Source organism: Candidatus Spongiihabitans sp. (genome assembly GCF_965247905.1).
Lineage (GTDB): Bacteria > Pseudomonadota > Gammaproteobacteria > Arenicellales > Poriferihabitantaceae > Spongiihabitans.
The window spans coordinates 1,898,064-1,924,016 of record NZ_OZ252047.1 but is presented as its reverse complement, the minus strand read 5'-3'; the positions used below and the strand labels follow the sequence as shown (position 1 = coordinate 1,924,016).

28 protein-coding genes, 1 tRNA gene and 1 pseudogene are annotated in these 25,953 nt (G+C 51.7%); 21 read left to right on the top strand and 9 right to left on the bottom strand.

Features of this window, described 5'->3' with window-relative positions; genetic code table 11:
* The first annotated feature begins 63 nt into the window (after positions 1-63).
* From ACP158_RS09905 to ACP158_RS09825, 17 genes are all read left to right on the top strand, one after another.
* The gene (locus tag ACP158_RS09905; protein WP_424945973.1) at positions 64-1,113 is read left to right on the top strand and encodes a DNA cytosine methyltransferase; all 1,050 of its coding nucleotides are present in this window, start codon (positions 64-66) and stop codon (positions 1,111-1,113) included.
* On the top strand, positions 1,110-2,996 hold the full coding sequence (locus ACP158_RS09900) for a hypothetical protein (RefSeq protein WP_424945972.1): 1,887 nt from the start codon (positions 1,110-1,112) through the stop codon (positions 2,994-2,996). Before ACP158_RS09905 ends, ACP158_RS09900 begins: the two co-directional genes overlap by 4 nt.
* Positions 2,977-3,807, top strand: a complete 831-nt coding sequence (locus ACP158_RS09895; protein WP_424945971.1) for a hypothetical protein — start codon at positions 2,977-2,979, stop codon at positions 3,805-3,807. The genes ACP158_RS09900 and ACP158_RS09895 overlap by 20 nt, the downstream gene beginning before the upstream one ends.
* Complete coding sequence (locus tag ACP158_RS09890) at positions 3,800-4,300, top strand: DUF6339 family protein (protein WP_424945970.1); 501 nt, start codon at positions 3,800-3,802, stop codon at positions 4,298-4,300. Before ACP158_RS09895 ends, ACP158_RS09890 begins: the two co-directional genes overlap by 8 nt.
* A gap of 8 nt (positions 4,301-4,308) precedes the next feature.
* Positions 4,309-4,602, top strand: a complete 294-nt coding sequence (locus ACP158_RS09885; protein ID WP_424945969.1) for a DUF6339 family protein — start codon at positions 4,309-4,311, stop codon at positions 4,600-4,602.
* Between the two features lie 98 nt (positions 4,603-4,700).
* On the top strand, positions 4,701-5,429 hold the full coding sequence (locus tag ACP158_RS09880; protein ID WP_424945968.1) for a YebC/PmpR family DNA-binding transcriptional regulator: 729 nt from the start codon (positions 4,701-4,703) through the stop codon (positions 5,427-5,429).
* Positions 5,429-5,920, top strand: a complete 492-nt coding sequence (gene ruvC, locus ACP158_RS09875; protein ID WP_424945967.1) for a crossover junction endodeoxyribonuclease RuvC — start codon at positions 5,429-5,431, stop codon at positions 5,918-5,920. The genes ACP158_RS09880 and ruvC overlap by 1 nt, the downstream gene beginning before the upstream one ends.
* A 94-nt stretch (positions 5,921-6,014) precedes the next feature.
* Positions 6,015-6,629 (top strand): Holliday junction branch migration protein RuvA, encoded by a 615-nt coding sequence (gene ruvA / locus ACP158_RS09870; protein ID WP_424945966.1) that lies wholly within the window; start codon positions 6,015-6,017, stop codon positions 6,627-6,629.
* A 116-nt stretch (positions 6,630-6,745) separates the two neighbouring features.
* Complete coding sequence (ruvB, locus tag ACP158_RS09865) at positions 6,746-7,741, top strand: Holliday junction branch migration DNA helicase RuvB (RefSeq protein ID WP_424948446.1); 996 nt, start codon at positions 6,746-6,748, stop codon at positions 7,739-7,741.
* Positions 7,742-7,881: 140 nt separating this feature from the next.
* Positions 7,882-8,565 carry a protein TolQ gene (gene tolQ, locus ACP158_RS09860; RefSeq protein WP_424948445.1) on the top strand — a complete coding sequence of 228 codons (684 nt, stop codon included), beginning with the start codon at positions 7,882-7,884 and terminating at the stop codon, positions 8,563-8,565.
* Complete coding sequence (gene tolR / locus ACP158_RS09855; RefSeq protein ID WP_424945965.1) at positions 8,562-9,002, top strand: protein TolR; 441 nt, start codon at positions 8,562-8,564, stop codon at positions 9,000-9,002. The genes tolQ and tolR overlap by 4 nt, the downstream gene beginning before the upstream one ends.
* A 92-nt stretch (positions 9,003-9,094) precedes the next feature.
* On the top strand, positions 9,095-10,033 hold the full coding sequence (tolA, locus tag ACP158_RS09850) for a cell envelope integrity protein TolA (protein WP_424945964.1): 939 nt from the start codon (positions 9,095-9,097) through the stop codon (positions 10,031-10,033).
* 1 nt (position 10,034) lies between these two features.
* Positions 10,035-11,348 (top strand): Tol-Pal system beta propeller repeat protein TolB, encoded by a 1,314-nt coding sequence (tolB, locus tag ACP158_RS09845; protein WP_424945963.1) that lies wholly within the window; start codon positions 10,035-10,037, stop codon positions 11,346-11,348.
* A gap of 11 nt (positions 11,349-11,359) precedes the next feature.
* On the top strand, positions 11,360-11,920 hold the full coding sequence (gene pal, locus ACP158_RS09840) for a peptidoglycan-associated lipoprotein Pal (protein ID WP_424945962.1): 561 nt from the start codon (positions 11,360-11,362) through the stop codon (positions 11,918-11,920).
* A gap of 298 nt (positions 11,921-12,218) precedes the next feature.
* On the top strand, positions 12,219-13,115 hold the full coding sequence (ybgF, locus tag ACP158_RS09835; RefSeq protein ID WP_424945961.1) for a tol-pal system protein YbgF: 897 nt from the start codon (positions 12,219-12,221) through the stop codon (positions 13,113-13,115).
* A 213-nt stretch (positions 13,116-13,328) separates the two neighbouring features.
* A tRNA-Lys gene (locus tag ACP158_RS09830) sits at positions 13,329-13,404 on the top strand.
* Between the two features lie 119 nt (positions 13,405-13,523).
* The gene (locus tag ACP158_RS09825; RefSeq protein WP_424945960.1) at positions 13,524-14,237 is read left to right on the top strand and encodes a type 1 glutamine amidotransferase; all 714 of its coding nucleotides are present in this window, start codon (positions 13,524-13,526) and stop codon (positions 14,235-14,237) included.
* Positions 14,238-14,287: 50 nt separating this feature from the next.
* Here ACP158_RS09825 and ACP158_RS09820 read toward each other — a convergent pair whose 3' ends face one another.
* On the bottom strand, positions 14,288-15,241 hold the full coding sequence (locus tag ACP158_RS09820; RefSeq protein ID WP_424945959.1) for an FAS1-like dehydratase domain-containing protein: 954 nt from the start codon (positions 15,239-15,241) through the stop codon (positions 14,288-14,290).
* Positions 15,242-15,312: 71 nt separating this feature from the next.
* Here ACP158_RS09820 and ACP158_RS09815 point away from each other — a divergent pair.
* Positions 15,313-15,415: pseudogene (locus tag ACP158_RS09815) on the top strand (IS1595 family transposase); the annotation flags it as partial.
* Between the two features lie 224 nt (positions 15,416-15,639).
* Here ACP158_RS09815 and ACP158_RS09810 read toward each other — a convergent pair.
* Genes ACP158_RS09810 through ACP158_RS09780 form a run of 7 tightly spaced genes read right to left on the bottom strand, consistent with a single transcriptional unit; the run spans position 15,640 to position 21,561 of the window.
* On the bottom strand, positions 15,640-15,831 hold the full coding sequence (locus ACP158_RS09810) for a hypothetical protein (protein ID WP_424945958.1): 192 nt from the start codon (positions 15,829-15,831) through the stop codon (positions 15,640-15,642).
* Positions 15,832-15,863: 32 nt separating this feature from the next.
* Entirely contained in the window at positions 15,864-15,986 is a 123-nt protein-coding gene (locus ACP158_RS09805) for a hypothetical protein (protein WP_424945957.1), read from the bottom strand.
* Positions 15,987-16,038: 52 nt separating this feature from the next.
* Positions 16,039-17,175 (bottom strand): CaiB/BaiF CoA transferase family protein, encoded by a 1,137-nt coding sequence (locus ACP158_RS09800; protein WP_424945956.1) that lies wholly within the window; start codon positions 17,173-17,175, stop codon positions 16,039-16,041.
* Positions 17,175-18,335: an acyl-CoA dehydrogenase family protein gene (locus ACP158_RS09795; protein WP_424945955.1), complete on the bottom strand. Its 1,161-nt coding sequence runs from the start codon at positions 18,333-18,335 to the stop codon at positions 17,175-17,177. The genes ACP158_RS09800 and ACP158_RS09795 overlap by 1 nt, the downstream gene beginning before the upstream one ends.
* An 11-nt stretch (positions 18,336-18,346) precedes the next feature.
* Entirely contained in the window at positions 18,347-19,204 is an 858-nt protein-coding gene (locus ACP158_RS09790; RefSeq protein ID WP_424945954.1) for an SDR family NAD(P)-dependent oxidoreductase, read from the bottom strand.
* A gap of 17 nt (positions 19,205-19,221) precedes the next feature.
* Positions 19,222-20,931, bottom strand: a complete 1,710-nt coding sequence (locus tag ACP158_RS09785) for a thiamine pyrophosphate-dependent enzyme (RefSeq protein ID WP_424945953.1) — start codon at positions 20,929-20,931, stop codon at positions 19,222-19,224.
* A gap of 30 nt (positions 20,932-20,961) precedes the next feature.
* Positions 20,962-21,561 carry an NYN domain-containing protein gene (locus ACP158_RS09780; protein ID WP_424945952.1) on the bottom strand — a complete coding sequence of 200 codons (600 nt, stop codon included), beginning with the start codon at positions 21,559-21,561 and terminating at the stop codon, positions 20,962-20,964.
* 244 nt (positions 21,562-21,805) lie between these two features.
* On the opposite strand from ACP158_RS09780, the gene ACP158_RS09775 reads away from it, so the two are divergent.
* Together ACP158_RS09775 and ACP158_RS09770 are read left to right on the top strand one after the other, a co-directional pair.
* Positions 21,806-23,026, top strand: coding sequence for a SufS family cysteine desulfurase (locus tag ACP158_RS09775; RefSeq protein ID WP_424948444.1), 1,221 nt, complete (start codon positions 21,806-21,808; stop codon positions 23,024-23,026).
* Positions 23,027-23,046: 20 nt separating this feature from the next.
* Positions 23,047-23,469: a SufE family protein gene (locus ACP158_RS09770; protein WP_424945951.1), complete on the top strand. Its 423-nt coding sequence runs from the start codon at positions 23,047-23,049 to the stop codon at positions 23,467-23,469.
* 73 nt (positions 23,470-23,542) lie between these two features.
* Here the strand turns inward: ACP158_RS09770 and ACP158_RS09765 are convergent, their stop codons facing one another.
* Positions 23,543-24,706 carry an MFS transporter gene (locus tag ACP158_RS09765; protein WP_424945950.1) on the bottom strand — a complete coding sequence of 388 codons (1,164 nt, stop codon included), beginning with the start codon at positions 24,704-24,706 and terminating at the stop codon, positions 23,543-23,545.
* 278 nt (positions 24,707-24,984) lie between these two features.
* On the opposite strand from ACP158_RS09765, the gene ACP158_RS09760 reads away from it, so the two are divergent.
* Positions 24,985-25,938 carry a dihydrodipicolinate synthase family protein gene (locus ACP158_RS09760; RefSeq protein WP_424945949.1) on the top strand — a complete coding sequence of 318 codons (954 nt, stop codon included), beginning with the start codon at positions 24,985-24,987 and terminating at the stop codon, positions 25,936-25,938.
* The last annotated feature ends 15 nt before the right edge of the window (positions 25,939-25,953 follow it).

Below are 25,953 nucleotides of genomic sequence, written 5' to 3'. Positions count from 1 at the left end.
GCTTTATTCGTGTCTAAAGTCCTCAAAAAACACAGCAGATAACTGTAAAATTCAATTCTTGAGATGCCAAAAAATATGCCCAAAAACCCCAACCATACAAAAAATCGTAACCCGACTGCCGGTTGCTTGTTTTCTGGCATGGGTGGTTTTTGTGGTGGCTTCAAAAAAGCCGGCATTAATACGCTGTGGGCGAACGAAAACGATGAACACGCCGCACGCACTTTTCGTGCAAACTATCCGAGCGCGGAAATGATCGAAAAAGACGTTTGCGATTTATCTGTTAATGGAGACAAACTATCGCCGGTGGATATTCTAACTGCCGGTTTTCCGTGTCAAAGTTTTTCTCATGCGGGTTATAAACAGGGATTTGATGACGAACGCGGAAAACTGTTTTTTCAGATTATCCGCTTGATTAAAGAATTTGGTGACAACAAGCCAAAGATTCTTGTGTTGGAAAATGTTCCGCATTTAGCAAATGGTGGCGGTGGCAAGTGGTTGAAAACGATTATCACGGAGATACAACTTGCCGGTTATTGGTTTGATAAAAACAATTGTGTTCTTCTCAAAACCGATGAAGTCTCCGGCTTGCCACAAGGGCGAGAGCGCCTATTCATGGTTGCCGCAAGCATGGATGCGTTTTTCTGTAACGATTTTGTTTTTCCTGAAGCAGGCGCCAAGTTGCACCCACTTTCTGATTTCATAAAGCGCAATAAAAAGTCGCCTGCAAGCGATTATTTGCCACCCGACAATCGTTACTACAAAACTATCGCCGAAAAAATCGAGCAGAGCAATGCCAAAAGCATTTACCAACTGCGGCGTTATTACGTGCGCGAGTATTCGTCTAAATGCCCGACATTGACTGCGAATATGGGCGGTGGCGGACACAATGTTCCTTTCATTAAAGACCGCTGGGGAATCCGTCGCCTCAGCGTGGATGAATGCGCCAAGTTACAAGGGTTTGAAAATTTTCATTTCCCTGGCGAAGTTGCTTCCAGTAAACGCTATCAACAAATCGGTAATGCTGTATCATTACCGGTCGCTGAACAGTTGGCATCGGCGTGTTTGCAGTTTTATAATTCCGAATCGTTTTGTCGAGAGAGGCGTGCAGCATGAGTATTGATTGGTATTTTCCGCCGAGCGGTGGTGGGACTGACGCTGGTTCCAATAATGCCGGGATTGAGATATTTGCCGGAGCGTCATTTGAAGGATTGGCACGCGAAGTCATTCAAAATTCACTGGACGCTGCAATCGATGCTGAACAAGTCACTGTTCAGTTTGAGTTTATAAAAATTAAGCGCGACCAGTTTCCCAATGCAGGTACATTGTTCGACATCCTTAAACAGTGTCACAAAGAAAGCAAAAATAAAGCTAACGATGAAAAAGAGATAGAATTATTTAAAAAGGCCGCACAAGTATTATTGCCAAATAGTAAAGCCATTTCATGTCTCAAAGTCTCGGACTCTGGAACGACCGGACTAGGTGGCGATTATGAGAACCGCGAAGGGCCGTGGCATGCAATCACCAAAGGAGAGGGCATAACCGATAAACGTGACCCAACAGCAGGAGGTTCTTTCGGTATTGGGAAAAGTGCACCGTTTACGGTATCTCGGCTACGCACTGTCTTTTATTCAACACTGTACAAAGAAAACGGTGAAAATGTTTACCGTGCACAAGGAAAATCAATCCTGAAATCGCACTCAATGAATGACGACCGCGAATACACGCAGGGTACCGGGTTTTGGGGTGAAATCAATGGGTGCAAGCCATTGGTCGATAACATCCCAGAATTTTTGCGACCGGAAGAGCAAGGCACCGTGGTGTTCATTCCCGGATTTATTGACGACAAAGGTTGGCAACACACCATCACCGCCACAGTGGTATCAAATTATTTCTGTGCGATTGACCAAGAAAAATTAAAAGTGCGAATTCGCGATGAAAATGGTGAGACTGAAACGATTGAAAAAACCACTTTGGAAGAGTGCTTTCAAAAAGTCATAGATCTACAAAGTGGTGATAACGAAAAAGTTAAAATGTCACTACACTATTACCAGACAATGAAATCGGCGGGGCATAAAAAAGATGCGGAGCTTCCTAATTTGGGACATTGCAAGATGTGGATATTGAAGGAAAAAGAATTACCCAATCGCGTAGCATTGCTTCGAAACACCGGAATGTTGATTAGCGACAGGCAAGGAGGTACTGTACGATGGACAGGATGCGCGGATTTTGTCGCAGTTTTTATGTGCGATAGCGAAAAAGGAAATTGCTTGTTGCGCGCAATGGAAAACCCGACACACGATGCCTTTGAGCCAGAACGAGCGATGGAGAAGGATCAAAAAAAATGTAAAAGAGCACTGAAAGAGCTTGTCGATTGGGTAAGAGAATGTGTGAATGAATATACTAAACCGGAAGAAACTGAAACAACCTCGATAGATGAGTTAGGCGAATTCTTTCCTGACATTGATTCCCCGGAAACTATCTCTGATGATGATGGTGAAAGAGATATTGAAGGTCGACCTATATATTCTCCGAAGCCGTTAAAGCGCGTTAAACCCAAGGCTGAAAAAGCAGATGACGAAGATGGAGATGATGGCGGTTCGGGGGAAGGCAATGGTGGTGGTGGGAACCAGCCTGGCGATGGTCCGGGCGAAGGTGGTGGTGCTGGTGGCACTGGCACACGGGGTTCTAAACCGATAGTGGGATTGAAAGATGTGCGTATTGTTTCCGATGCCACCAACCCAAAAAAGAAAACTGTGCATTTCACGCCGATGAAAAGTGGCAAGATTGATATTACGCTTGCCATTATGGGTGATGACGGTAACACAGAAAATATTTCCATTGATGCGAACAACAGCGACTCTACCTCTGTTGATGTGGAAGCTAACAAGCGTGAGTTGATAAATGTTACATTAAACGACATCGTGAACGATTCAATTGCTGTCAAAGCATCTGCAACAGACACGAAAAAGTTGAGCGATGAAGCTACTACCAAATAAAACTTTTCCACATCCGGTTTTGCGAAGCATTCCCGGTGATTACGTCAAGCGATCATTTCAGGTAACTCGGCAGTTTTCGGTAAAAGAAAATGCGCCGATGTTGTCGGTTCGTTTTACGATCAATGAAGAGGCAATCACCAAGTTGCTGGAAGAAGATAAAGCGATTTATTCTTTGGAAATATACTGCCCGATAACTTTTGTGCGTCGCATATTTGGAACTAATAGCAATTCCGGGGAGTTCGTGCTAAACAAAGGCGATCTTTATGGACAAGTTGAAGTTAATGCTTTTGTTATTTGCAAAGAATGCGTGAAAAATTATTCAAGCAAAAACTTTCACGAGGAATTTAAAGAAGGGGCTTCGTTTGATTTATTTCCGGGCGATGTATTAGCCGCCACCGACACAGAAATTTATTATTGGGATACGGAATTGGTAGCACCACTAGCAACGGTGTTTGATATTGTCGCAAACGAGAATATCACCCGGGGTATGTATGCGGTGGATACCAGCGGAGATAAAGTCAAAATCCAAATGCACCAACAAGACAAGAATCGTCTTGAGAAAATGCGACAGGCGAGCGATAAGCGACCACTTGCGATGTTTGTCTATTTTCCCGTTGTTGTTGAAGTGTTGCGACAAATGAAAGAGGATGAAAACGATAGTAGCAAAAACACAAAATGGTATCGTGCCATTGAATATAAAATAGGCGGGCTAGGCAAAAATCTGGAATCATCCGAACCTTTTAATTTAGCGCAAGAACTGCTTCGCAACCCACTTGAATATATTTTGCCGAAAACAGAATCAAATGCCTAACATACAGCAAACAAGATTTTTTTATCAGAATACGGTTGATGTATTAAAAACGAATATCAAGGGCAACCTTCCTTGGTATCGCGGTGAATACAATAATGCACCTGCACAAGTTAAAGATGTAAATGGGCAAATGTCGGTTGCTGCGTCAGCCGACTTTTCGTGCTTTGAAGTTCTGAACTCAAACTGCGCAGACAGCGATGACTCAAAAAATGTAATCGTTGTCTACGATGCTTTTAAGTTTTTAACGCCACAACAAGCCGCAGAAGAACGCATCTGGACTTACGCAACCCACCAGAGTGAGTTAGCCAAGCAATATACCTCTAATCGTTGGAACAAAATCCCGAGCGATGACGACAAGGCGGTCAAATATATTCAGTCGCATTATTTTGTTTCTGGAGTTCGCGGGTTGATCCGGGATAACGCAGTTTCCCGTCTGTGGTGGATGGGTTACATTGCCTCCCGTTGTCATGACTACGACTTAAAAAAACGCTGAACATCTTGTTGCGAGATTCTGATGTTCGAGCGAGTTTGCTCGAACGTTCTTCAATGAGTATGAGCAACGAAATATTTAGCGGCGTGGTGCGATTGCTCGGCAAGTCGCTTGATGAACGTAGTGAGGATGACAAGGCAGAGGATAAGTCCCCAAGCATATATGTAAGAAAAAATTTCCGTGAACTAATGAAAATGCTAAATCGACGTGGCGGACGAATTATGTTGAACGCATTGGATGCACAACAACTTGACGATATTTTGAATGATATGGCGGATAAAATAATCGAAGACAACAGCAATTAGTCAGAAAGCATGCCACCGCAATCGCCGTCGCAAATGGTATGATTGCCACCGAGTTTTCTTATCAGTCATGCGACATCAAAAATTAATCAGGGGCGCAAATGTCCGGTCATAGCAAATGGGCCAACATAAAATTCCGCAAGGCCGCGCAGGACGCCAAGCGCGGCAAGGCATTCACTAAACTGATTAAGGAAATCACCGTCTCGGCGCGAATTGGAGGCGGCGATGCGGACGCAAACCCGCGTCTGCGCAGCGCCATTGACAAAGCGCTGAGCGCGAATATGACCCGGGACACGATTGACCGCGCAGTCAAGCGCGGCGCGGGCGCGTTGGCCGGCGATGATATTATTGAGATTCGCTATGAAGGGTATGGCCCAAAAGGTGTGGCGGTTTTGGTTGAGTGCGCCACGGATAACAAGAACCGGACGGTGAGCGAAGTCCGCCATGCCTTCGCCAAGCATGGCGGCAATCTCGGCACGGAGGGTTGTGTGGCTTATCTGTTTGAAAAAATTGGCTCAATTGTGTTTGCTCACGGCGAAGACGAGGAGCAAGTTATGGACATCGCCTTGGCCGCGGGCGCGCAAGATGTTGAATCTGAGGGCGATATGATAGAGGTCGTCACCGCGCCGGAAAGTTTCCACGCGGTGCATAAGGCAATCCAGGACGCCGGGTTGCACGCGGAAATTTCGGAATTAATTCAACGGCCGTCGACGGAAACAGAAGTGGCCGGAGACGACGCCGAAATGGTCATGAAACTGATTGATGCCCTGCAAGAGCTTGACGATGTCCAAGACGTGTTCACCAACGCCAGTTTTGCAGGGGCTCAATAATGCGGGTGCTGGGAATCGACCCGGGCTCGCGCAACACCGGCCTGGGCGTGGTTGAAGCCACGGCGGACGGGCTGCGTGCCATCGCCTATAAACGCATCCGCATGGGCAGCGAGCCGTTGCCGCTGCGCCTCGCAACCATATACCAGGGCGTGCAATCTATTATCGCCGAATTTAATCCCGATGCGGTGGCGGTGGAACAAGTCTTTATTTCCAATAATGCGAAATCCGCCCTGATCCTCGGTCAGGCTCGAGGCGGCGCAATCTGTTCTGCGGTCAACGCCCAACGCCCGGTGCATGAATACAGCGCGCTGCAGATCAAGCGCGCGGTCGTGGGTTCCGGCAATGCAAAAAAAGAGCAGGTGCAGCATATGATTCGCGCGCTGTTGGGCTTGACCGCCATGCCGTCCGAGGACGAAGCCGATGCCTTGGCCTGCGCGATCTGTCATATTCACACCGCGCAGGGGCAACAAAAGTTGGCAAAAGCATTATGATTGCAATTTTTTTCATTCGACATGGTTCTATTCATAACCGATGTCTGCGGCACGATTTTCCGCATGACGACTTCATGATAGGCGGAGGCGTTGCGTGATCGGTTTTTTGCGCGGCTTGTTGCTGCACAAACAGCCGCCGATTTTATTGGTGGAGGTCAATGGCGTGGGCTATGAGTTGGAAGCGCCGATGTCCACATTTTATGCGTTGCCCGACGAGCAGAGCGAGGTGGCGTTATATGTTCATCTGATTGTTCGCGAAGACGCGCAGTTGTTGTATGGGTTTTCCGATCAGGGACAACGGCAGTTGTTCCGCAGTTTGCTGAAGATTAATGGCGTGGGCGCGCGCGTGGCGCTGGCGATTCTGTCCACTTTCAGTCCGCGCGAATTCATCCATTGCATTCATCTTGAGGATGCGGCTGCCTTGACTCGGGTGCCGGGAATTGGCAACAAAACAGCCGAGCGCATGATTATCGACCTGCGCGACCGAATCGACGCTCAGGCGTATGCTCAGGAATATGATGCCGTATCAGGCGCAGCGACCGAGCATGCGGCAGCGCCGGATAATCCGGTGCAGGACGCCATTGGCGCCTTGATGGCGCTTGGCTATAAAGCCGCCGAAGCCAATCGCGCGGTCAACGCCGTGAAACAGCAAAACCGGCAACGAGATGATCTAATCCGAAATGCGCTGCAATATTTAGCCAAGCGATGAATCAGGCAATGAACCAAGCGATGAACCAGGCAATGAACCAGGCGACGAACGAAACCAACCCAGCGGAAAATCCATTATTGGCGGCGGACGATCAACAGGATTCCTCTCAGGAGCGGATGCTTGATCGCAGTTTGCGGCCCGGCCGGATGGATGAATTTGTCGGACAAGCCAACGCCAAGGCGCAACTGAACATATTTATTCAGGCGGCGCGGCAGCGCAACGAGGCGCTGGATCATGTTCTGGTGTTTGGTCCCCCGGGGCTAGGCAAAACGACTTTGGCTTATATTCTTGCTACGGAAATGGGTGCCAAGCTGCGTCAAACTTCGGGGCCGGTGCTTGAAAAGGCCGGAGATCTTGCCGCAATGTTGACCAACCTTGAATCCGGCGATGTGCTGTTTATCGATGAGATTCATCGGCTGAACCCAGCCATCGAGGAGATTCTGTATCCGGCGCTGGAAGACTATCGCCTGGATATCATGATCGGCGAGGGGCCAGCCGCGCGCTCGATAAAATTAAACTTGCCGCCGTTCACCTTGGTCGGCGCGACCACCCGCGCTGGGCTGCTGACCTCGCCGTTGCGCGACCGGTTTGGCATCGTGCAACGGCTGCAGTTTTATTCGGTTGAAGAACTGTCCCGGATTGTCGAGCGCTCGGCTAAGTTGCTCGATATTCCCTTTGCAGATGCCGGGGTGCGCGCTATCGCAACCCGATCACGGGGGACGCCGCGAGTCGCCAATCGCCTGTTGCGCCGGGTTCGGGATTACACTCAGGTTAAAGGCGATGGGAAATTAACCGAAGCCATCGCCAATGCCGCGCTGGATATGCTTGAAGTCGATAAATTCGGTCTGGACTTGCTCGACCGCAACTTGCTGTTGGCAATCATGCAAAAATTTGACGGCGGCCCGGTGGGAATTGACAGTATTGCGGCGGCGATTGGGGAAGAGAGAGGCACCCTCGAAGATGTCGTGGAGCCTTACTTGATCCAACAAGGATATTTGATGCGCACCTCGAGAGGACGAGTCGCCACCAAGTCGGCGTGGCGGCATTTAGGGCTGGCCATGCCAAGCGATGTGGCCACTCGTCAGCAGCAGTTATTGCCGGATGATCAATAGCGTTATACTAAGATGTGTTGTTCTATTATTCAGCGTACGTTCATGGCAAGAAAATAAACCACAGGAAAATAAACCACAGGAAAATAAACCACAATGATACCTTTGCTTAATCCATTCGTTCAATGCCCATAGAAAGCGCAATCTCCGCCGACCAGTCCATTATTCACTTAATCGCTAACGCCAGCATCCCGGTGCAACTGGTGATGGTGCTATTATTACTGGCTTCAATCATCTCCTGGTACATGATTGATCGCAAGCGCGCTACCTTCAAGCGCTGGTCCAAGGTCGCCGACCAGTTTGAAGATCAATTTTGGTCGGGCGGCGAAATGACGACCATTTACCGCGAGTGGAACGGGGAGCGGGAAGCCGAAGGAATAGTCAATATATTTTTGGCTGGGTTCGGGGAATTCAACCGCCTGGCGCAAAAACAAAATGTCGATCGTTCGCATATGGTGGAAGGCGTGCATCGCTCCATGCGGGTGGCGTTAAGCCGGGAAATCGTCAATCTTGAATCCCATTTATCTTTTCTGGCCACAGTCGGGTCAACCAGCCCTTATGTCGGGTTGTTTGGAACAGTGTGGGGAATCATGAATTCATTTCAATCGTTGGGAAGCATGCAAACGGTGACCATTGCCACCGTGGCGCCGGGCATTGCGGAAGCGTTGATTGCGACCGCCATGGGGTTGTTTGCCGCCATCCCTGCGGTCATTGCCTATAACAAGTTTGCCAATACCGCTGAACGATTAAATGGTCGCTACGAAATTTTCATGGAAGAGTTTTTGAGTATTGTCAGTCGTCAGAACCTCGGGGGTCATGCTGAATGAGTCAAAGCCGAATGCATCAAGGCCGATACGGCCGCAAGAAGAAATTAATGGCCGAAATTAATGTGGTGCCGTATATCGACGTGATGTTGGTGCTGCTGATTATTTTTATGATCACTGCGCCCTTGCTGAGTACCGGCGTGAAAGTTGATTTGCCAAAAGCCGCGGCTGAGCCGATGGCAGCTGCCAATGAAGAGCCGTTTGTGGTTACCGTTGATGTGAATGGGAATTACTATCTCAATGATGCAGAAAATGAAATTGCATCCGACAGAGAAATTGAACTTAAAGCCAGAGCAGTATTGCAACGCAACCCGCAGCTGCCATTTGTGGTCAGAGGCGATGGCAAGGCGGATTATGCCTTGGTGGTGCGGGCAATGGTGTTGTTGCAGCGCGCCGGGGTGGAATCTATTGGATTAGTGACTGCTCCGCCAGAATCTTGAAAGTGTATTAGATGACAGGAATGAAAGCGAGATTAAGGCGAATTGCGTTATTTACAAAATCAGCGCTGCTTACCATTGTCATCCACGGCACCTTGCTGGCAACGCTTTTTGCCGGATGGTGGTGGCCATTTTCGGAAAATAAAATTGAACATGGTTCTGTGACACCGATTCAGGCTCGCGTGATCAGCGCAGAAGAAATTCAACAGCAGGTTGAGGCGCAGAAAAAGAAAATTGAAGAGCAACAGCAACTCGCAAAAAATCTGGAAGAGTTGAAAATTAAACGACAACAAGAAAAAAAGAAACTCGAGGAATTAAAAATCAAGAACCAGGAAGAAACGAAAAAACAACAAGAATTGGAAGCGCAAAGGAAACGGGCGGAACAGAAAAGGCTGGAAGAGATTGCGGAGAAAAAGAAAGCAGCCGAAGCGGAGAAGAAACGAAAGGATGCGGAAAGAAAGAAAAAACTGGAAGAAGAGCAGAAACGAAAGGCCGTAGCGAAAAAACTGGAGGAAGAGAGGAAACGAAAGGAAGTAGCGAAAAAACTGGAGGAAGAGAGGAAACGAAAGGAAGTAGCGAAAAAACTGGAGGCGGAGAAAAAGCGCAAAGAAATTGAGAAAAAGCGCACAGAAGAAGCGCTGAAGAAAAAAAGCGCTGAAGAAAAACATAAACGCGAACAGGAACTTAAAAATAAACTCGAAGAGGAAAGCGAATTGCGACGACAGGCGCAAACGAAAATCGATGCCGCTACCGCAATGAGCGCGTTAGGCGACAGGATTAAGGAAAAATTTAAACGTAATTGGGTAAGACCCTCAAACAGTATCGGCGGACTAATAGCGACAATTAGAGTGCATCTTTCACGAGATGGTGACGTGTTATCGGCAGATGTGGTAAAACCCAGTGGGAATTCATTTTTTGATCAATCCGCGGAAACTGCCGTCAAAAAAGCTTCTCCGTTGCCGTTTCCACCGCAACCTGAGTTTTATAAATATATAAAAGTTCTCGATCTGGAATTTAATCCCGACAATGATTGAAATGCTGACCCAATTAAAACAATTATTATTTTCAAGCCTTTGCGTCGGTTTGTTGGCCTGCGCAACGCCAGCTTACGCCGTGCTGACTATCGTCATTAATGAAGGCAAAGTTGCCGGACTGCCCATTTCGATTGTCCCATTCGCCATGGTAGGAGTCAGTCCAAATGAGCAACAACCCGCAGATGTCATCGATGCGGATCTGGGTTTTAGCGGTCGGTTCGAAACCATCCCGCGTGCAAATTTTCGAAGCGCCCCTCATGATTTCAAATCGGTGCAATTCAAGGACTGGCGGCTGATTAAATCCGAAGCGCTGGTGGTCGGCAAAGTCATTAATCTTGGAAATTCACAATACGAGATTCGCTTTCGCCTGATCGATGTGTATCGGGAAAAAGAACTGGTCAAACAGAAGTTTGTCGTTCCGGCGAATAAATTGCGCAAAGCCGCGCATGTCATTAGCGATATTATTTACCAAAATCTGACCGGAACAGCAGGCGCTTTTGATACCAAGATTGCGTACATCACGGTGCAAGGGAAGGAGCCTGAGCAGCACTATTTATTGCGCGTTGCCGACGCCGATGGATGGGGCCCGAAAACCATTCTTGAATCACGCCAACCCATATTGTCCCCGGCCTGGTCTCCCGATGGCCGCCGTCTGGCTTATGTGTCGTTTGAGAAAAAACGCTCAATGGTGTTCATCCAGGATCTCAGCACCGAAAAGCGTATCCGCGTGGCCGAATTTCCGGGATTGAACAGCGCGCCAGCCTGGTCTCCGGACGGCAAAAAGCTCGCTTTAACCTTGTCCAAGGACGGCAACCCGGAAATTTACATATTCGATCTTGCCACCTCAAACTTGCGCCGATTGACCCGCCATACCGCGATTGATACCGAGCCATCATGGTCGCCGGATGGCAGCTCCCTTATTTTTACCTCTGGCAGGTCGGGCAAGGCGCAGATTTATCAAATTTCCGCAGCCGGCGGGCCCGCCAAAAGACTGACTTTCTCCGGCAGTTACAATGCCGGCGCGTCTTTCTCGCCGGACGGTCGTACCATTGTCTTGATCACCAATCAAGGCAATGGCGATAAAGTTGGGATATACTCGACTAAAGATCGAATGGTTCGGGAACTGTCTCGCTCCCGTCACGACGAGTCGCCCACTTTTGCCCCCAATGGGGACATGATAATGTATGCGACTCAACAAGACGGACACAATGTGCTTGCGACCGTTTCGATAAATGGCCAAGTCCAACAAACCCTGAAATTTCAGGGCGGCTCGGTCATGGAGCCAGCCTGGTCGCCATTTAACCTTAAACTGTAGAGGATTTTATTATGCGTAATGTTTCATCATATTTTATTATTTTAGTTGTCGGTTTCGCCCTCGCCGCTTGTGGCGGGTACAAAGCAGTGGATGACGATATCGTGGTTGAATCCGTTGGCGGACTGGCCGGCAGTGAACTGGAGGCCGATGACATCAGCACATCAGGGTTGGATGACGGCAGTTCATTGAGCATTTCCGGGCTGGACAGTGCAGACAGTATCGACGGCGATGGCGACGCCAGCCTGCTGAATTACCGGGTGATTTATTTTGAATTCGATAGCAGCAATTTAACCCCGGAAAGCGAGGCGATTATCCAGGCTCATGCACAATACCTGAATACGGTGTCCGGGGTTGGGATCATTCTTGAGGGCCATGCCGACGAGCGCGGCACTCGGGAATATAATTTGGCATTGGGAGAAAACCGCGCCAAAGCGGTATTTACCTTGATGCAGGCAGTCGGTCTTGGCGCAGACCGTATCCAGATAATATCTTATGGAGAAGAAAGGCCGGTATCCCTGGGCAACGATGACAGCGCCTGGAATTTAAACAGACGAGTAGAGATTCTTTACTAGTCGCGTCAGGCGTATACTTGATAGTGCGCCTGTATTCGATTCCGGGATAGAGATAATGCACTTGGAACAATAGTATTTTTAGTATTTTTTATTTGAATATTTGATTTAGCCAATGACTATAAACGCTCGGACTATAACCGCTCGGCTAATCGTTGTGACGGCGGCTATTGCACTCTTGGCGGGGTGCATAGCAACGGCTCCCTTTGCACCGGTTCCAGCACCCGCGCAACCGGTTCAGGTTCAGGTTCCTGCTCAGCCGGTTCAGCCGGTTCAGCAACCTGAACCGCTGAATCAAGCGATGCTGACAACACTTTTCGATTTGGCTGGCATTAGAGAAGAGCTCAAGCAGTTGCGAAACTCCATTGAAGAAATCCAGTTTGAAACCGAAAACGCAAAGCGTCGCCAGCAAGATTTATTTGAGAATCTGGAACGTCGAATGGTCAGCATTGAGAGAAATCAGCAAGTGCTGAATCCGCAATTAGCGGGTGCCCTGAGTGACGACAGTGTTAATCAAATCGGTCGGCAAAATAATCAGCAAGGCGCCAGAGAAAGTGTTACCAGAGAAAGCGTTACCAGAGAAAGTATTAGTGAGGAAGGAATCAGTGGGGCAAGAATCAATGGCGCAAGCGCCAATGGCGATAGGGTAAGCCAGGTCGTGGTGGTTAGCGGCAATGACACTGCTTCAAGCACTCCGGCAAATTCGTCTGCTGACCAAATTGCCATAGCCCCCCAGAATACGCTGCCCGCGAATGGCTCGTCAACGCTTGGCGCAGCCGAACCGCCCACAATCGCGTTGCCGCAACAGCAAGCTGATGAACTCGCCTATGAGCAGGCCTTTGAGTTGCTAAAACAAAGCCGGTATGAAGACGCGATTATCCAATTTCAGCAAATGGCCGATACCTGGCCGTACAGCCCGTTAGCGGATGATGCCTACTATTGGATGTCTGAAGCCCGCTATGTGAACCGCGAGTTTGAACAGGCGCTGAATGGTTTTAAGACCGTGGTCAGTAAATATCCAGACAGCCAGCGGGTTGCGGAAGCGTTGCTAAAAGTGGGTTATATCCAGTATGACATTGGTGCTTATGCAAAAGCGGCAGATACTTTTCGAGATATTCTGGCGCGTTTCCCCGGGCATCGGGTTACGGTCCCGGCGCAAACCCGGTTGAGGCGCATTGAACAAACGATAGAGCAGTAGCGCCACTGACGAAGTTTTCACGACCGCATTGGTTTTTTGGGCTGATTTCAAATACTGCGATGAGATAGGGTTTGACACGAATCAGTCATCACCGGATAATCCCGCCCGCTTTTCTCGTGTCAATTTTCTCATGTCAATTTTCCCGGGCCGCGTTTTCCCGCCAATGGTAATTTCACGGCATGATTTCATGGCATGATTTCACGGGCGCCTGTTGGGGCGTTAGCTCAGTTGGTAGAGCATCTGACTTTTAATCAGGTGGTCACAGGTTCGAATCCTGTACGCCCCACCATTTCCCCGGTCGGCTGTCCCGGATTATTTTCATGGCTATTCGATGAGCGCAAATACAGGCGTTATGGCTTTCCGCTCGGGGTATGCGTCACACTTCAGTAACCTTATCTGCGCTTAGACATGCGAATACTTGTTTTCAAACATATTGAATGTGAACATCCAGGGATATTTCGAAAATTCCTGGCGGAGGACGGCATTCAGTGGGATGCCGTTGAGCTTGACCAAGGCGAACCGATTCCGGTTTTTGATGACTATGATGCGCTCTGGGTCATGGGCGGCCCGATGGATGTGTGGGAGGTCGAGGAAAACCCTTGGCTGGTTGCGGAAAAACAGGCGATTCGACGCTGGATAAACCAAATCGGCAAGCCCTATCTTGGCGTGTGCTTAGGCCACCAGTTGTTGGCGGACGCATTAGGCGGCACTTGCGGGCCACAAAATCCAGCGGAAATTGGCGTGATGAACGTGCAACTAACCGAGGCCGGGGTGGCTGACCCGATTTTCAGGAATATGCCGAAGGTGCAAAAGTGCTTGCAGTGGCATTCGGTGTGCGTTGCCCAACCCCCGGAAAACACCACGGTGTTGGCATCTTCGGATGATTGTCGGGTGCAGGCCATGCGGGTCGGCGACCAAGCCTGGTCGATGCAATATCATGTTGAACTGGAACCGGATACAGTGGAGAACTGGGGAGCAATCCCGGCTTATAAGCGGGCGCTGGAAAATGCGCTTGGAGCGACTGGATTAGCGGATACCAAAGCGGACGCCGATGCGAGCATGGCGCAAATCCTGATGAACGCGCGACAGCTTTACAATAACTTTATGACCGGAATGAAGTAGCGCGCAATCACGGCGTAATCCTTTAAGCACAGGCATCTGCCAACCTCGTACTAAGGCAGCCTCAAGGTTGCGCTCAGTGCCAGGCTGCCATCAGGATTCGCGGCCCAAAGCACACACGCCTGACCTGGTTCTGATCGCTCTTTTAAGTGCAGTGTGAACGGCCTGTCGTGGAACAATGGACTGACCGCGGTTACATTAAACGCGCGAAAATCATGTTGTGCGATGCGCTCGAAATAATAGTTCCTGGCCAACTCAAGCATGAGAGTGGCGGTCAACGGCGCATGCACCACCAACCCGGGGTAGCCTTCAATATGCTTGCAAAAATCGAGATCGTAGTGAATGCGATGGCCATTGAAAGTGAGCGCTGAATAGCGAAAAAGTAACGTTGTGGTGGGTTTGATAACAACGGATATATCAGCGTCGAGCGGGGTTGGATGGGGTGTGTCGGCCTGATTGTTGGCCTGATTGTCGGCTTGATGACTTGTGCTTGATGCTCCCCGATAGACGATGTCGTGGTCTTCTTCCAACTTCAAAACCGAACCGGAAAAAAATTGATGGTTCACTGTAACAAAACACAACTCACCGCTGCGCCCGGATTTTAGCGCCACGCTTTTGATCACGGAGGTCTTGGTTAACTCCTCGCCGATGACGATAGGCGCATGAAATTGTAGCCGCGCCCCGGCCCACATTCTTTTTGGCAAGGCTACCGGCGGCAGGAAACCGCCGAGCGCCGCATGGCCATCCCGGCCTAATTGATCCATCGGCGGCGCCTCAAGAAAATACAGCCAATGCCAACCCGGCGGCAGAAAACCCCCTTCCCGATAGTTGCGCGCGGCGCGTTCCACGCCTGGCGCGTCGGTGTCCGGCGCGCTGGTATATTGATGCAGAGTCGCCCGCAAAAAATTCGCCGGTTTTGCCGCTATCCGGTCTGTTCTCTGCTCGCGCCTGCCAATCCATCGGCTCAGGATTTCTTCGTCCAGCGTGAGTTCGGTATGCGGGTTCATTGGCTGATATTTAGATTAGGTTCAAGATACTTTAAGGTATAGTGAAATGGTCATAACCAATTGTTCTATAAATGAAAAACAAGCATGTCATTCGTTGCCGAATTTCGGAGAATAAATTCAGGGCGATTCCACGGCTGTTTTGCCTTGATATCGAGGCTTGCAAAGTCGCACAAATCACTGGCATCTCTGGCCCAGCGACCAGCCGATTGTATACTCAAATCAGACAACACATCGCCGGGCAATGCGAGCGTATGTGTTGACTAATTCATTGCCCGTTTTGTTCCTTTCCAGCGGTGTTTTAGCGCCGCCCTCTCGGCCGTCATTCTCGCCGGCAGGCGGGAATCCAGAGTGGCGTAGCCGCCGGGACGCGCTCATACATTAGCGGTAAGCAACAAGCATCATCGCCTTGCCGTCATTCTCGCATCGAACGGCGCGGCATCAAAGCAAAGGAGTCCGGCTACGCCGGACGGCATATTCCACTGGATTGCCCGGCCAATAATAATATGGGCCGGGCAATGACGACCCTTATTTGTCATTCTCGCCGGCAGGCGGGAATCCAGAGTGGCGGCGTTAGCCGCCGGTTGTGTCACGCTTCGCGTGACAATTATTTACCATTGTCCTCTCAAAAGGACTCGTTGCCTTCCGATTCGCCATTGCCCCCCAGCCCGTCATTCTCGCCGCAGGCCGGACTCCTTTGAAAGAGTGTGAGTTTCTCTTCCATATGCGCCACGAAAATAGGTGTCAATATCTGCTGAAATCTATCCGAAATCACCGCTTAAAGTATCTTGAACCTTAGATTATTGTCCGCAAAATTCCGCGCGAATACTGTGTGAATGTTGGCCAAGCCGCGGCACGGCGTTGGCGGGTGAATCATCGCGAACACCCGGATTTTTTTGAATAGGGCGGGCCGGAAATTCAATGGGTTTTCCTGTGGAAGACAGGCCGGTTCTTCTTTGCAACGCCGGATGACGGGATAAATCCATTATGCTGTTTACCGAACCAAAAGCGATATCCGCGATTTCCAATCGCTGCACCGCGTCACTGCGAATCAGCGAGTTGATCACGGCAAGTATGATTTCATCCATAGCCGGCCGGTTTTTAACCCGGTTTTTATTGCTGTTGAATCGAGGATCTTGTGCGACCTCGGGTTGCTCAAGAACCTGTTTGCAAAACCGCGCCCATTCCTTTTCATTTTGAATGGCAATGATCACGGTCTGGTCGTCCGCGCATGTATACCCGCCATACGGCGCGATGGACGGATGGTGCAAGCCGGCGCGGCCGGGTGCTTTTCCGCCATAATCGTTGTGCAGCAATGGCACGGTCATCCAGTCCGCCGCGCTGCCGAATAATGATACTTCTATACCCAGGCCGACGCCGGTTTTCTGTCGGCTCAGCAATGCTTCCAGGATGCCGGCGTGGGCATTCATTCCGGCGCTAATATCGCAGATGGACACGCCCACGCGCCCCAATTCATTGATCCCGCCGCTGATACTGACCAACCCGCTTTCGGCCTGCACCAGAAAGTCATAGGCTTTCATTTTGGCAACCGCTTCATTGCCGCCATAACCGCTGATGTCGCAGGTGATGAGTTGCGGATATTTTTCGCGCAGGGTTTCGCTGCCAAACCCTGAGCGCCGCAACGCGCCCGGCGCTAGGTTCTGAATCAGCACATCGGCTTGTTCTAAAATGCGATGCAGCAATGCCGCATCATCCTGGTTTTTAAAATCCAGAACCAAAGACTCCTTGCCGCAGTTGATCCAGAGAAAATAGGCGCAGTCGCCGCCGGCGACATCGTCATAACCGCGGGCAAAATCGCCGGTTTCCCGTTCAATCTTGATTACCCGGGCGCCCGCTTCGCACAGCCTCGCGCTGCAAACCGGCGCGGCCACGGCCTGCTCGATGGCAACCACCAAAATGCCCTCAAGGGGTTTCATCAATAACTGCGCGGCAGCCCCAACACATGCTCGGCGACATAGCTGAGAATGAAATTGGTCGAGATCGGCGCGCTGCGATATAGGCGGGTTTCGCGGAATTTGCGCTCGATATGATATTCGCGGGCAAAGGCAAAGCCGCCGTGCACCTCCATGCACATATCCGCGGCCTGCCAACTGGCTTCCGAGGCCAGCATTTTTGACATATTGGCGTGCGCGCCGCATTTTTCATTTTGGTCAAACAAGCGCGCCGCGCGCTTGACCATGAGAGTGGCCGCTTCGATATCAACATGACATCGGGCAATGGGGAATTGCACGCCTTGGTTTTGGCCGATGGGGCGGTTGAAAATTTTTCGATCTTTGGCGTAGCGGCAGGCTTTGTTGATGAAGAATCTGCCGTCGCCAATGCACTCGGCGGCAATCAAAATTCGTTCTGCATTCATGCTGTCGAGAATTACCCTGAAACCGTTGTTTTCTTCGCCCAGCAAGTTCTGCGCTGGAATCTCCAGATTATCAAAAAACAATTCGCAACTATGGTGATTGATCATCGAATCAATGGGCTTGACCGTCAGGCCATTGCCGATGGCTTGATTTAAGTCAACGATAAAAGTGGACAGCCCGTCGGTTTTTTTGGCGACTTTGTCCACTGGCGTGGTGCGCGCCAGCAACAGCATCAAGTCGGAATGCTGCACTCGGCTTATCCAGACTTTCTGGCCATTGACCACATAGCGATCATCTTGTTTTTTGGCGACCGTTTTCAGGCTGGTGGTGTCGGTGCCGGTATTCGGCTCGGTGACGCCGAAACTTTGCAAGCGCAACTCGCCGCGGGCGATGGCCGGCAGATAACGCTGCTTTTGCGCCGCGGAGCCGTGCCGCAACACCGAGCCCATGACGTACATTTGCGCGTGGCAGGCACCCGCATGGCCGCCGCAAAAACTAATCTCCTCCAATATGACGCAAGCCTCCCGTAGTCCCAACCCCGAACCGCCGTATTGCTCCGGTATTAATACCGATAAATAACCCGCTTCGGTCAATGCCCGAACAAACTCGGTGGGGTAGCCGCGCCGCCCATCCAACTCCAGCCAATATTGTTCATCAAAATCGGCGCACAACGCACACACGCCGTCTCTGATAGCCTGAAGGTGTTCAAATTCTGCGCTCATGCGTTAATTTTTCACAACTCCTCTTTCACCGGCACCACATAGTTCAACCCTTGCCGGCCGCCGTCGGCATACACGGTTTCGCCGGTCATATAACTGGAGTAGTGGCTGGCGAGGAATACCGCCACTTTGGCGACTTCATCGGGTTCGCCGGGACGCTGCATGGGCGTGCGCGACATGACCTCTTTCATTTTTTGCGGATTGTCCGCAATGCTGCGAAACATTTCGGTGTTGATCGATCCGGGGCCGATGCCGTTCACCCGCACCCCTTCGCTTGCCATGCGAATGCCCAGGCATTTTGTCCACTGATTAACGCCTCCCTTGGCGATCACATAAGGTGCGATGGCGGGAATCGCCAGCACTCCATTCAACGACGACATGTTAATGATAGTGCCGCGCGAACCGTCGGCGTCGGGTTGCTGTTTAATCATGCGTTGCGCCGCAATTTGACCGGTCAGGAAAACACCTTTCAAGTTGACCGCGATAACTCGATCGAAATCCGACTCTTCCAATTCGAGAATGTCCGCTGTGTGCACAATGCCGGCGTTGGCGATCACCGTGTCCACCCGATTATATTTATCAAGGGCGAAATCGAACAACGCCTCCACTTCGGCTTTGACGCTGACATCGCAATGCGCATAACTGATGGCGGCGCTGTTGCCAACATCATCGTATTCGTCGCGCAACTCATTCACCGCGTCCGTGCCGGCGGCGTCATCCACATCCGCAAGCACCACGCGCGCGCCTTCTTTTATGAATCGTTGCGCGCAAGCGTAGCCGATGCCGCGCGCCGCGCCGGTGATGATCGCGGTTTTGCCGCGCAACATTTTCGCCGTGGTCGCCGCGGTCGCCGCGGTCATATTAATGCTCATTTTTCCTCGCGTCATCGTTAATAATCGATGCGTAATTCAATCACCGCCGAGCGCCCGGCATTGAGCGCTTTTTCAAATGCCGTTGCAAATTGATTGGTTCTGGTCACCACCGCGCCGAATGCACCGTAGGCTTCGGCCAGCGCGGCAAAATCCGGGTTTTCCAGCGCCGTGGCGATCGGGCGTCCGGGATAATGAAGTTGCTGATGGCTTCGTATGGTACCGTAACTTTTATTGTTTATGATTAAAAATATAATGTTGAGTTGGTATTGAATCGCGGTCGCCAATTCCTGCCCATTCATCAAAAAGCAACCATCGCCGGAAAACGAAACCACCGTGGATTGCGGGCGCGCCAACTTGGCGGCGATGGCCGATGGCACGCCATATCCCATTGAGCCGTTGGTCGATGCCAACTGTGTTTTCGGCTGGCGGAACTGGTAATGGCGCTGCGCCCAGATGGCGTAATTGCCGGCGCCGTTGGTGATGATGGCGTCGGCGGATAACCGATCGCGCAATATCTTCGTGACTTTATCCATGCGTAATGCGGCGTCGCGGTTTCTCGGTCGGTTGAGGAATTCAAGATAAATTTTGTTGCCCTTTTTGATCATCTTGCTGCTGTCAATTTTGGATTCGGGCGCGGATTTGGGCCTGGATTTGACAATGGCGCAAGCGGCTTTGAGAAAGTGTTCGGGGTGGCTGACGATCCCCAGATCGGCGCGGTACACCGAATTAATCTCCTCGGCGCCGATATGAACATGAATCAACTTTTGCGGCTGGTTTTTTTGAGGTTGGTTTTCTTGCGCCGGGTTTTGACTTTTTCTATCCGGCACATTAAAAATGCGGTATCCCGATGTGGTTATGTCGCCTAAACGGGGGCCGACGACGATCAATAAATCCGCCGCTTGCACCTGCTCGACTAATTTGGGATTCGGCGCGCTACCCATTTCGCCGATATAATTGGGGTGGGTGTTGTCGAAACAATCGGTGCGACGAAATACTGTGGCGACCGCGAGGTTTTGTTTTTCCGCGAATTGCCGCAAGTACGCGCTGGCTTGCGGCGTCCAACCCGCGCCGCCGCAAAGCACGATGGCGGTGGTCGCTTGCCTGAGGCAATGCGCCAATTGCGCTATGGATTCCGCGGACGGCGATGCCGCGACCACTTCGCCGGGATCAAGATCGGCCACCTTGACCCGGTCGGTGAGCATATCTTCCGGCAACTCAACCACCACCGGCCCCGGTCGGCCGCTGACAGCGATTTGCCAAGCCTGCCCGAGTTGTTCCGGGATTCGGCGGGCGTCGTTGAAGGTGATGACTTTTTTAGCGACGCCGCCATAGACCTGTTTGAAATCCAGTTCCTGGAAAGCTTCCCGGCCCACCTCACCGCGCCCGACCTGCCCAATAAACAGCAACACTGGCGTGGAATCCTGAAAAGCGGTATGAATGCCGATCATGGCATTGGAGGCGCCCGGCCCGCGGGAGACGAAACAAATGCCCGGTTTGTCGGTCAGTTTGGCGTAGGCTTCCGCCATGTAGGCGGCGCCGCCCTCCTGTCGGCAGGTGATTATCTGAATCCGATCTTGTCGATCGTAGCAAGCGTCCAACGCCGCGAGATAACTTTCGCCGGGCACGCAGAATATTTTTTCCGCGCCATATTTGATCAGGCCATCAATCAGTACTTCACCGCCGCTGCGGCTGGAGTTTTTGGGTTGTGTGGATTGGGGGTTATTCATCGGCATGCATTGAGGGTTTGGATGACGAGTTCATCGGCGTGGATGGAATCCGAAGTTTGCGATTGGTTTCGCGCGCACCAAGTCTGTATCGGTTATTGTGCGGCACTTATCGGCCGCGCCTACCAGATCGTTAGCGATTTGACCCACAGCCCATACTTCAATGATTTTCTCCGGTTTTCCCGGAAACGTTTTTTTCACCATCCTAACCGCCTCAAGATAATCAGCATCGCCAGAAATGATTACCGCGAAGTTATATTTGTCCAACCATGCATCATTCAGCAAATGCACCGCAAGGTTAACATCGGAGCGTTTCTCCACGCGCCTGTTTAACCTTCTACTCCAAACAAAATTTCCGTAGTGTATTTTTACGTCCTCGTCCTTGTCTTTAAGGGCGCTGATATATGCTTTCTGTCTATCAAGTTTGGTTGGGTCAACTTTGGTTGATTCGACCAGTGCTGTGCAATAATGAATTTCCCCAAGAATGTGCTCTTGATCGACAATTGATTCCAATATGTTTTTGCACAACATCCGCAAACTTGGATAGTAACAAATGCCATCTTTTATTTGCTCTTCAATAGAATGATAAAAATTAAACCCATCAATATAAACGCATGTTCTGTATTTGGTCATTGCAACTCCCGCCGTTAGGCATTTCGCGCGACTAGCATTCTACCCCATAATCCACAGCCGCCTGGGTTGGATTATGCAACGAGTAACCTGGTTAATAGCATGGTTGAAATAAATGTCGTCAGTCGTTAAAGTCATCCCATCGCAAGTCATCGTGCCGCAAGCCACCATTAAGCAAAACCCAATGTCCAAAACCGCCGCCCAAAAAACCGTTGCCGAGGAAACCGCCGCGCCAAATCGCGCCTTGATGAGTTTCGATGTCGCGCAAGTGCGTGCCGAATTTCCCATTCTGCAGCGCACGGTCAACGGCCATCCCTTAATCTATCTGGATAGCGGCGCTTCGGCGCAAAAACCGCGCTCGGTGATTGATTGCATCGCTCGATATTACCGCGAGCAACACGCCAATATTCACCGCGGCGTGCATCATTTAAGCCAACAGGCAACCCAAGCCTACGAGGACGCCAGGGAAAAAATCCGGTGCTTCATCAACGCCCGCCACGCCCACGAAGTGTTGTTCACCAAGGGCACGACCGATGGCATCAATCTTGTCGCCGCCGCCTTCGGCAGAAAGTTCCTGGGCGCCGGGGACCAGATTATCATCTCCACCATGGAGCATCACTCCAACATCGTGCCTTGGCAAATGATCTGCGAGCAGACCGGCGCCATGCTCAAAATTATTCCAATCAATCAACGCGGCGAATTACTGATGGATGACTATGAGTCCATGCTCGGCGAGCGCACTAAATTGATCGCGGTGGCGCATGTGTCAAATTCCCTCGGCACCATCAATCCGGTTACGGAAATAATCAAACTGGCCCATCAACGGGGCATCCCGGTACTGCTGGACGGGGCGCAGACAGTGCCGCACATGCGCGTTGATGTGCAGGCGCTGGACGTGGATTTCTTCGCCTTTTCCGGGCATAAATTATTTGGCCCTACCGGGGTGGGGATTTTGTATGGCAAGCAAGCGCTGTTAAATGACATGCCGCCGTATCAGGGCGGCGGCGATATGATCGAAAGGGTAACCTTTGAAAAGACCACGTACAATACCCTGCCGCACAAGTTCGAAGCCGGCACCCCCAACATTGTCGGCGGCATCGGGCTCGGCGCCGCGGTTGATTTTGTATCCCAGTACGATGAACGGGAGATTGTCGCCCATGAACAGGATATTCTCGAATACGCCACCCAAAAACTGACCGATATTGATGGCGTAAAAATCGTCGGCACGGCCGCCAATAAAGCCAGCGTCATCTCGTTTTTGCTGGACGGCGCCCATCCTTTCGATGTCGGCACCATCCTCGATCAGCAGGGCATTGCGGTTCGCACCGGCCATCACTGCACACAGCCGCTGATGGACTTTTATGGCATTCCGGGAACCGCCCGAGCATCATTCGCGCTGTATAACAATCGCGCCGATGTCGATGCGTTGGTCGCGGGCGTGCGGCGCGCGGCAGCCATGCTTTTGTAGTCTTGCCCTGTTTGCAACAGATGGCCAGCATCAACCAAATCCAGGACCAAATAATCGAGGAGTTCGGCGTTTTTGATCGCTGGATGGAAAAGTATGAATACATCATCGACCTGGCCAAAAAAATGCCGCTGATCGATGAGCAGTATAAGCACGATAGATATCTTGTGCCCGGCTGCCAAAGCCGGGTATGGTTGCACGCCGAACTGGCCGGAGACAAAGTCAGCCTGACCGCCGACAGCGATGCCATTATCACCAAAGGCATCATCGCGTTATTGATTCGCGTGTTGTCCGACCAACCGGTGGAGCAGATTAGCCAGGCGGATCTTTATTTCATCGACGCCATCGGACTCAAGGAGCATCTTTCGCCGACCCGCTCCAATGGCCTGGTGAACATGGTGGCGAAGATAAAGTCCACCGCAGACACCCTAAAGCGGCATCATTAAGGCAATGGCATTAAAGCATGGCACTAAACCGGTCATCGTCGCAGCTGCCGCCGCCAAATGAATCATGAACCGGCTACAATCGGCGCGGCAGGTAAGTGGACACAACGGCGGCGACCAGCAGCAGCCCGCCTAAAAACAGGTAGAACGCATGAAAGGGCGCGACCGTCAGAATCAGCGCCGCGGCCAGCGGCGTCACTAATTCGGCGCCCTCGCGCCAAGTCGAGAATATCATGGTCATCTCGGTGCGCTCGCGCGCTTTGACCAGGCGCATGAACGGAATGTTGCCCAGCACATCCAGCATCGCGGCGCCAAATGCGGCGGCCATCCAAAACGCCAAGCCGATGGGTCGCGCTTCGCCGATCAGAAACAGCATGGAAACGCTCAGCCCGGCAATCAACTGGCCGGCGATGATTATGGCGCGCGACCCGAACTTGTCCGACCAACTCCGATACATCGGGCTGAAAAACAGTAGCGCGCTTGCCAATGACAACAATCCGCCGGCAACCCAGTTCGGCAGGCCGGCCTCGACCGCGTAAATCGGGCCATAGATAAACAGCGACACCCAAAACATCGCTCGGCTCAAGGTGATGAGATAGGCGATGCGTAGCGCCGGCTGCTTGAAATAGCGCGGTATAATTTTCAGGGGATTGACCGACGGCCGGGTTACCTTGCGCACTATTTTGTTGGGGCCGAGGCGAAGCCGCCAGAAGTAGGCGAGCATCGCGCAAGCGCCCAATGCGGCCGCGAAAAACGGCGTCCAGGGCGCGCTGTTGTTCCATAGCCAGATGCCCAGAGAGGGCCCGATCAACCAGGCCGCGCCATTGTAGACCATGCGCCTGGATTCAATTCGGGTCAGCGCTTTTTTGCCGATATAGTCCATGATGTATAACGACAGGCAGACCGAAAACAAGGAAGCCGCGGCCGAGCGCAAGCCAATGCCCACGGCGAATTCCAATCCGCTTCCAAGATAGAGAATGAACGCGGCGGCGATCAGGAAGCCGCCGCCGAGCGTGACCACCCAACGCCGCTGCAGCAGGCGCTCCAACGCGGCGAAGTTGAGCGTGATCATCAAGGTCATGATCGAGCCGAGCAGATAAGCCAGGGTGACCGCTTGTTTGGAGCCGAGCGCCTCGAGCGCCAGCAACGGCACGACTCCGACCAATACGGCGCGGGAAAATCCATCCAAGGCATTGAGTTTGGCCAAGGAGTTGCCCGCTTCGCCAATCAGCGTGTTCAAGCCATTAGGACGTCGATGGAACATATGCCGTTAGGTTGATATTCAACATGTTGGCGGTAGGCGACAACCCGATATCCCGCGCGCTCAGATTATGCGCAAGACTGCGCGCGGGATATTTTGGCAATCGCGCCCAAAGCGCGAATGTATTCCAAGCCTCCGGAAATAACCATAGATTATTCCATTGAATTTTCTTATGGCAATTCGATCAGGAGTATACTTGTGCCATTGCGCTCAGGCGCGCGCAAAATAGTCGCCGTGCGCGGCAGCCATGAACCGATATGACGACCCCAAAAATGAGCGGCGTGATTGCGCCCATCCTGACCCCGTTTAACGATGACTTGAGCTTCGCGCGCGAGCTGTATGTCGGCCAGGCGCATTGGCTGCTGCAGCAAGGCATGCACTATATCGCGCCCTTCGGCACCACCGGCGAGGCGCTCAGTCTATCGGTCGGCGAGCGCATGGCCGCGGTGGATGCGCTGATTGAGGGCGGCATTGATCCGGGCGTGTTGATGCCGGGCGCGGGCTTGTGCAATCTGGACGACACCGTCGCGCTGTGCCGCCACGCATTGCGGCGCGGCTGCACGGCGGTAATGACGTTGCCGCCATTTTTTTATAAACATGCCAGCGATGACGGGCTGTACGCCTATTTCGTCGGATTGATCGAGGCGGTCGACAATGGCGCGCTTAAAATTTGTATGTACCATATCCCGCCCCTGGCGGGCATCGGTTTTACCCCTGATCTGGCGCGGCGATTAGCGCGGAATTTTCCTGACACCATTGTGGCTTACAAGGATAGCTCGGGGGACTTCGAAAACACCAAAGCAGTCATTGCCGCAGCACCGGATATCGCGGTGTTTCCAGGTTCGGAAACATTTTTACAATCGGGTCTTGAGTCCGGTGCTGCCGGCTGCATTTCGGCCACCTGCAATGTCAACCCGGCGGGAATACGCCATGTTTTTGACCTCGCAACCGCGGCGCAACAAGACGACCTCGGCGACGATATTGGCGTCGACCTCGATCGCGTCGCCGATGAAATGGTGGCCGTGCGCAAGCGCCTGGAAGGCAACGCCATGATCCCGGTCATGAAAGGCTTGCTGGCGCGGCAACGCGGGAAGCGCAGCTGGCGTAATGTGCGGCCGCCATTGCTGCCGGTCAGCGAGGCCAGCACGCAGGCGTTCATCGATTCTCTCGACCGCGCTGGCGACGCAATACTGGGACGTATCCGCGATTGACCGACCGCCGGCTCA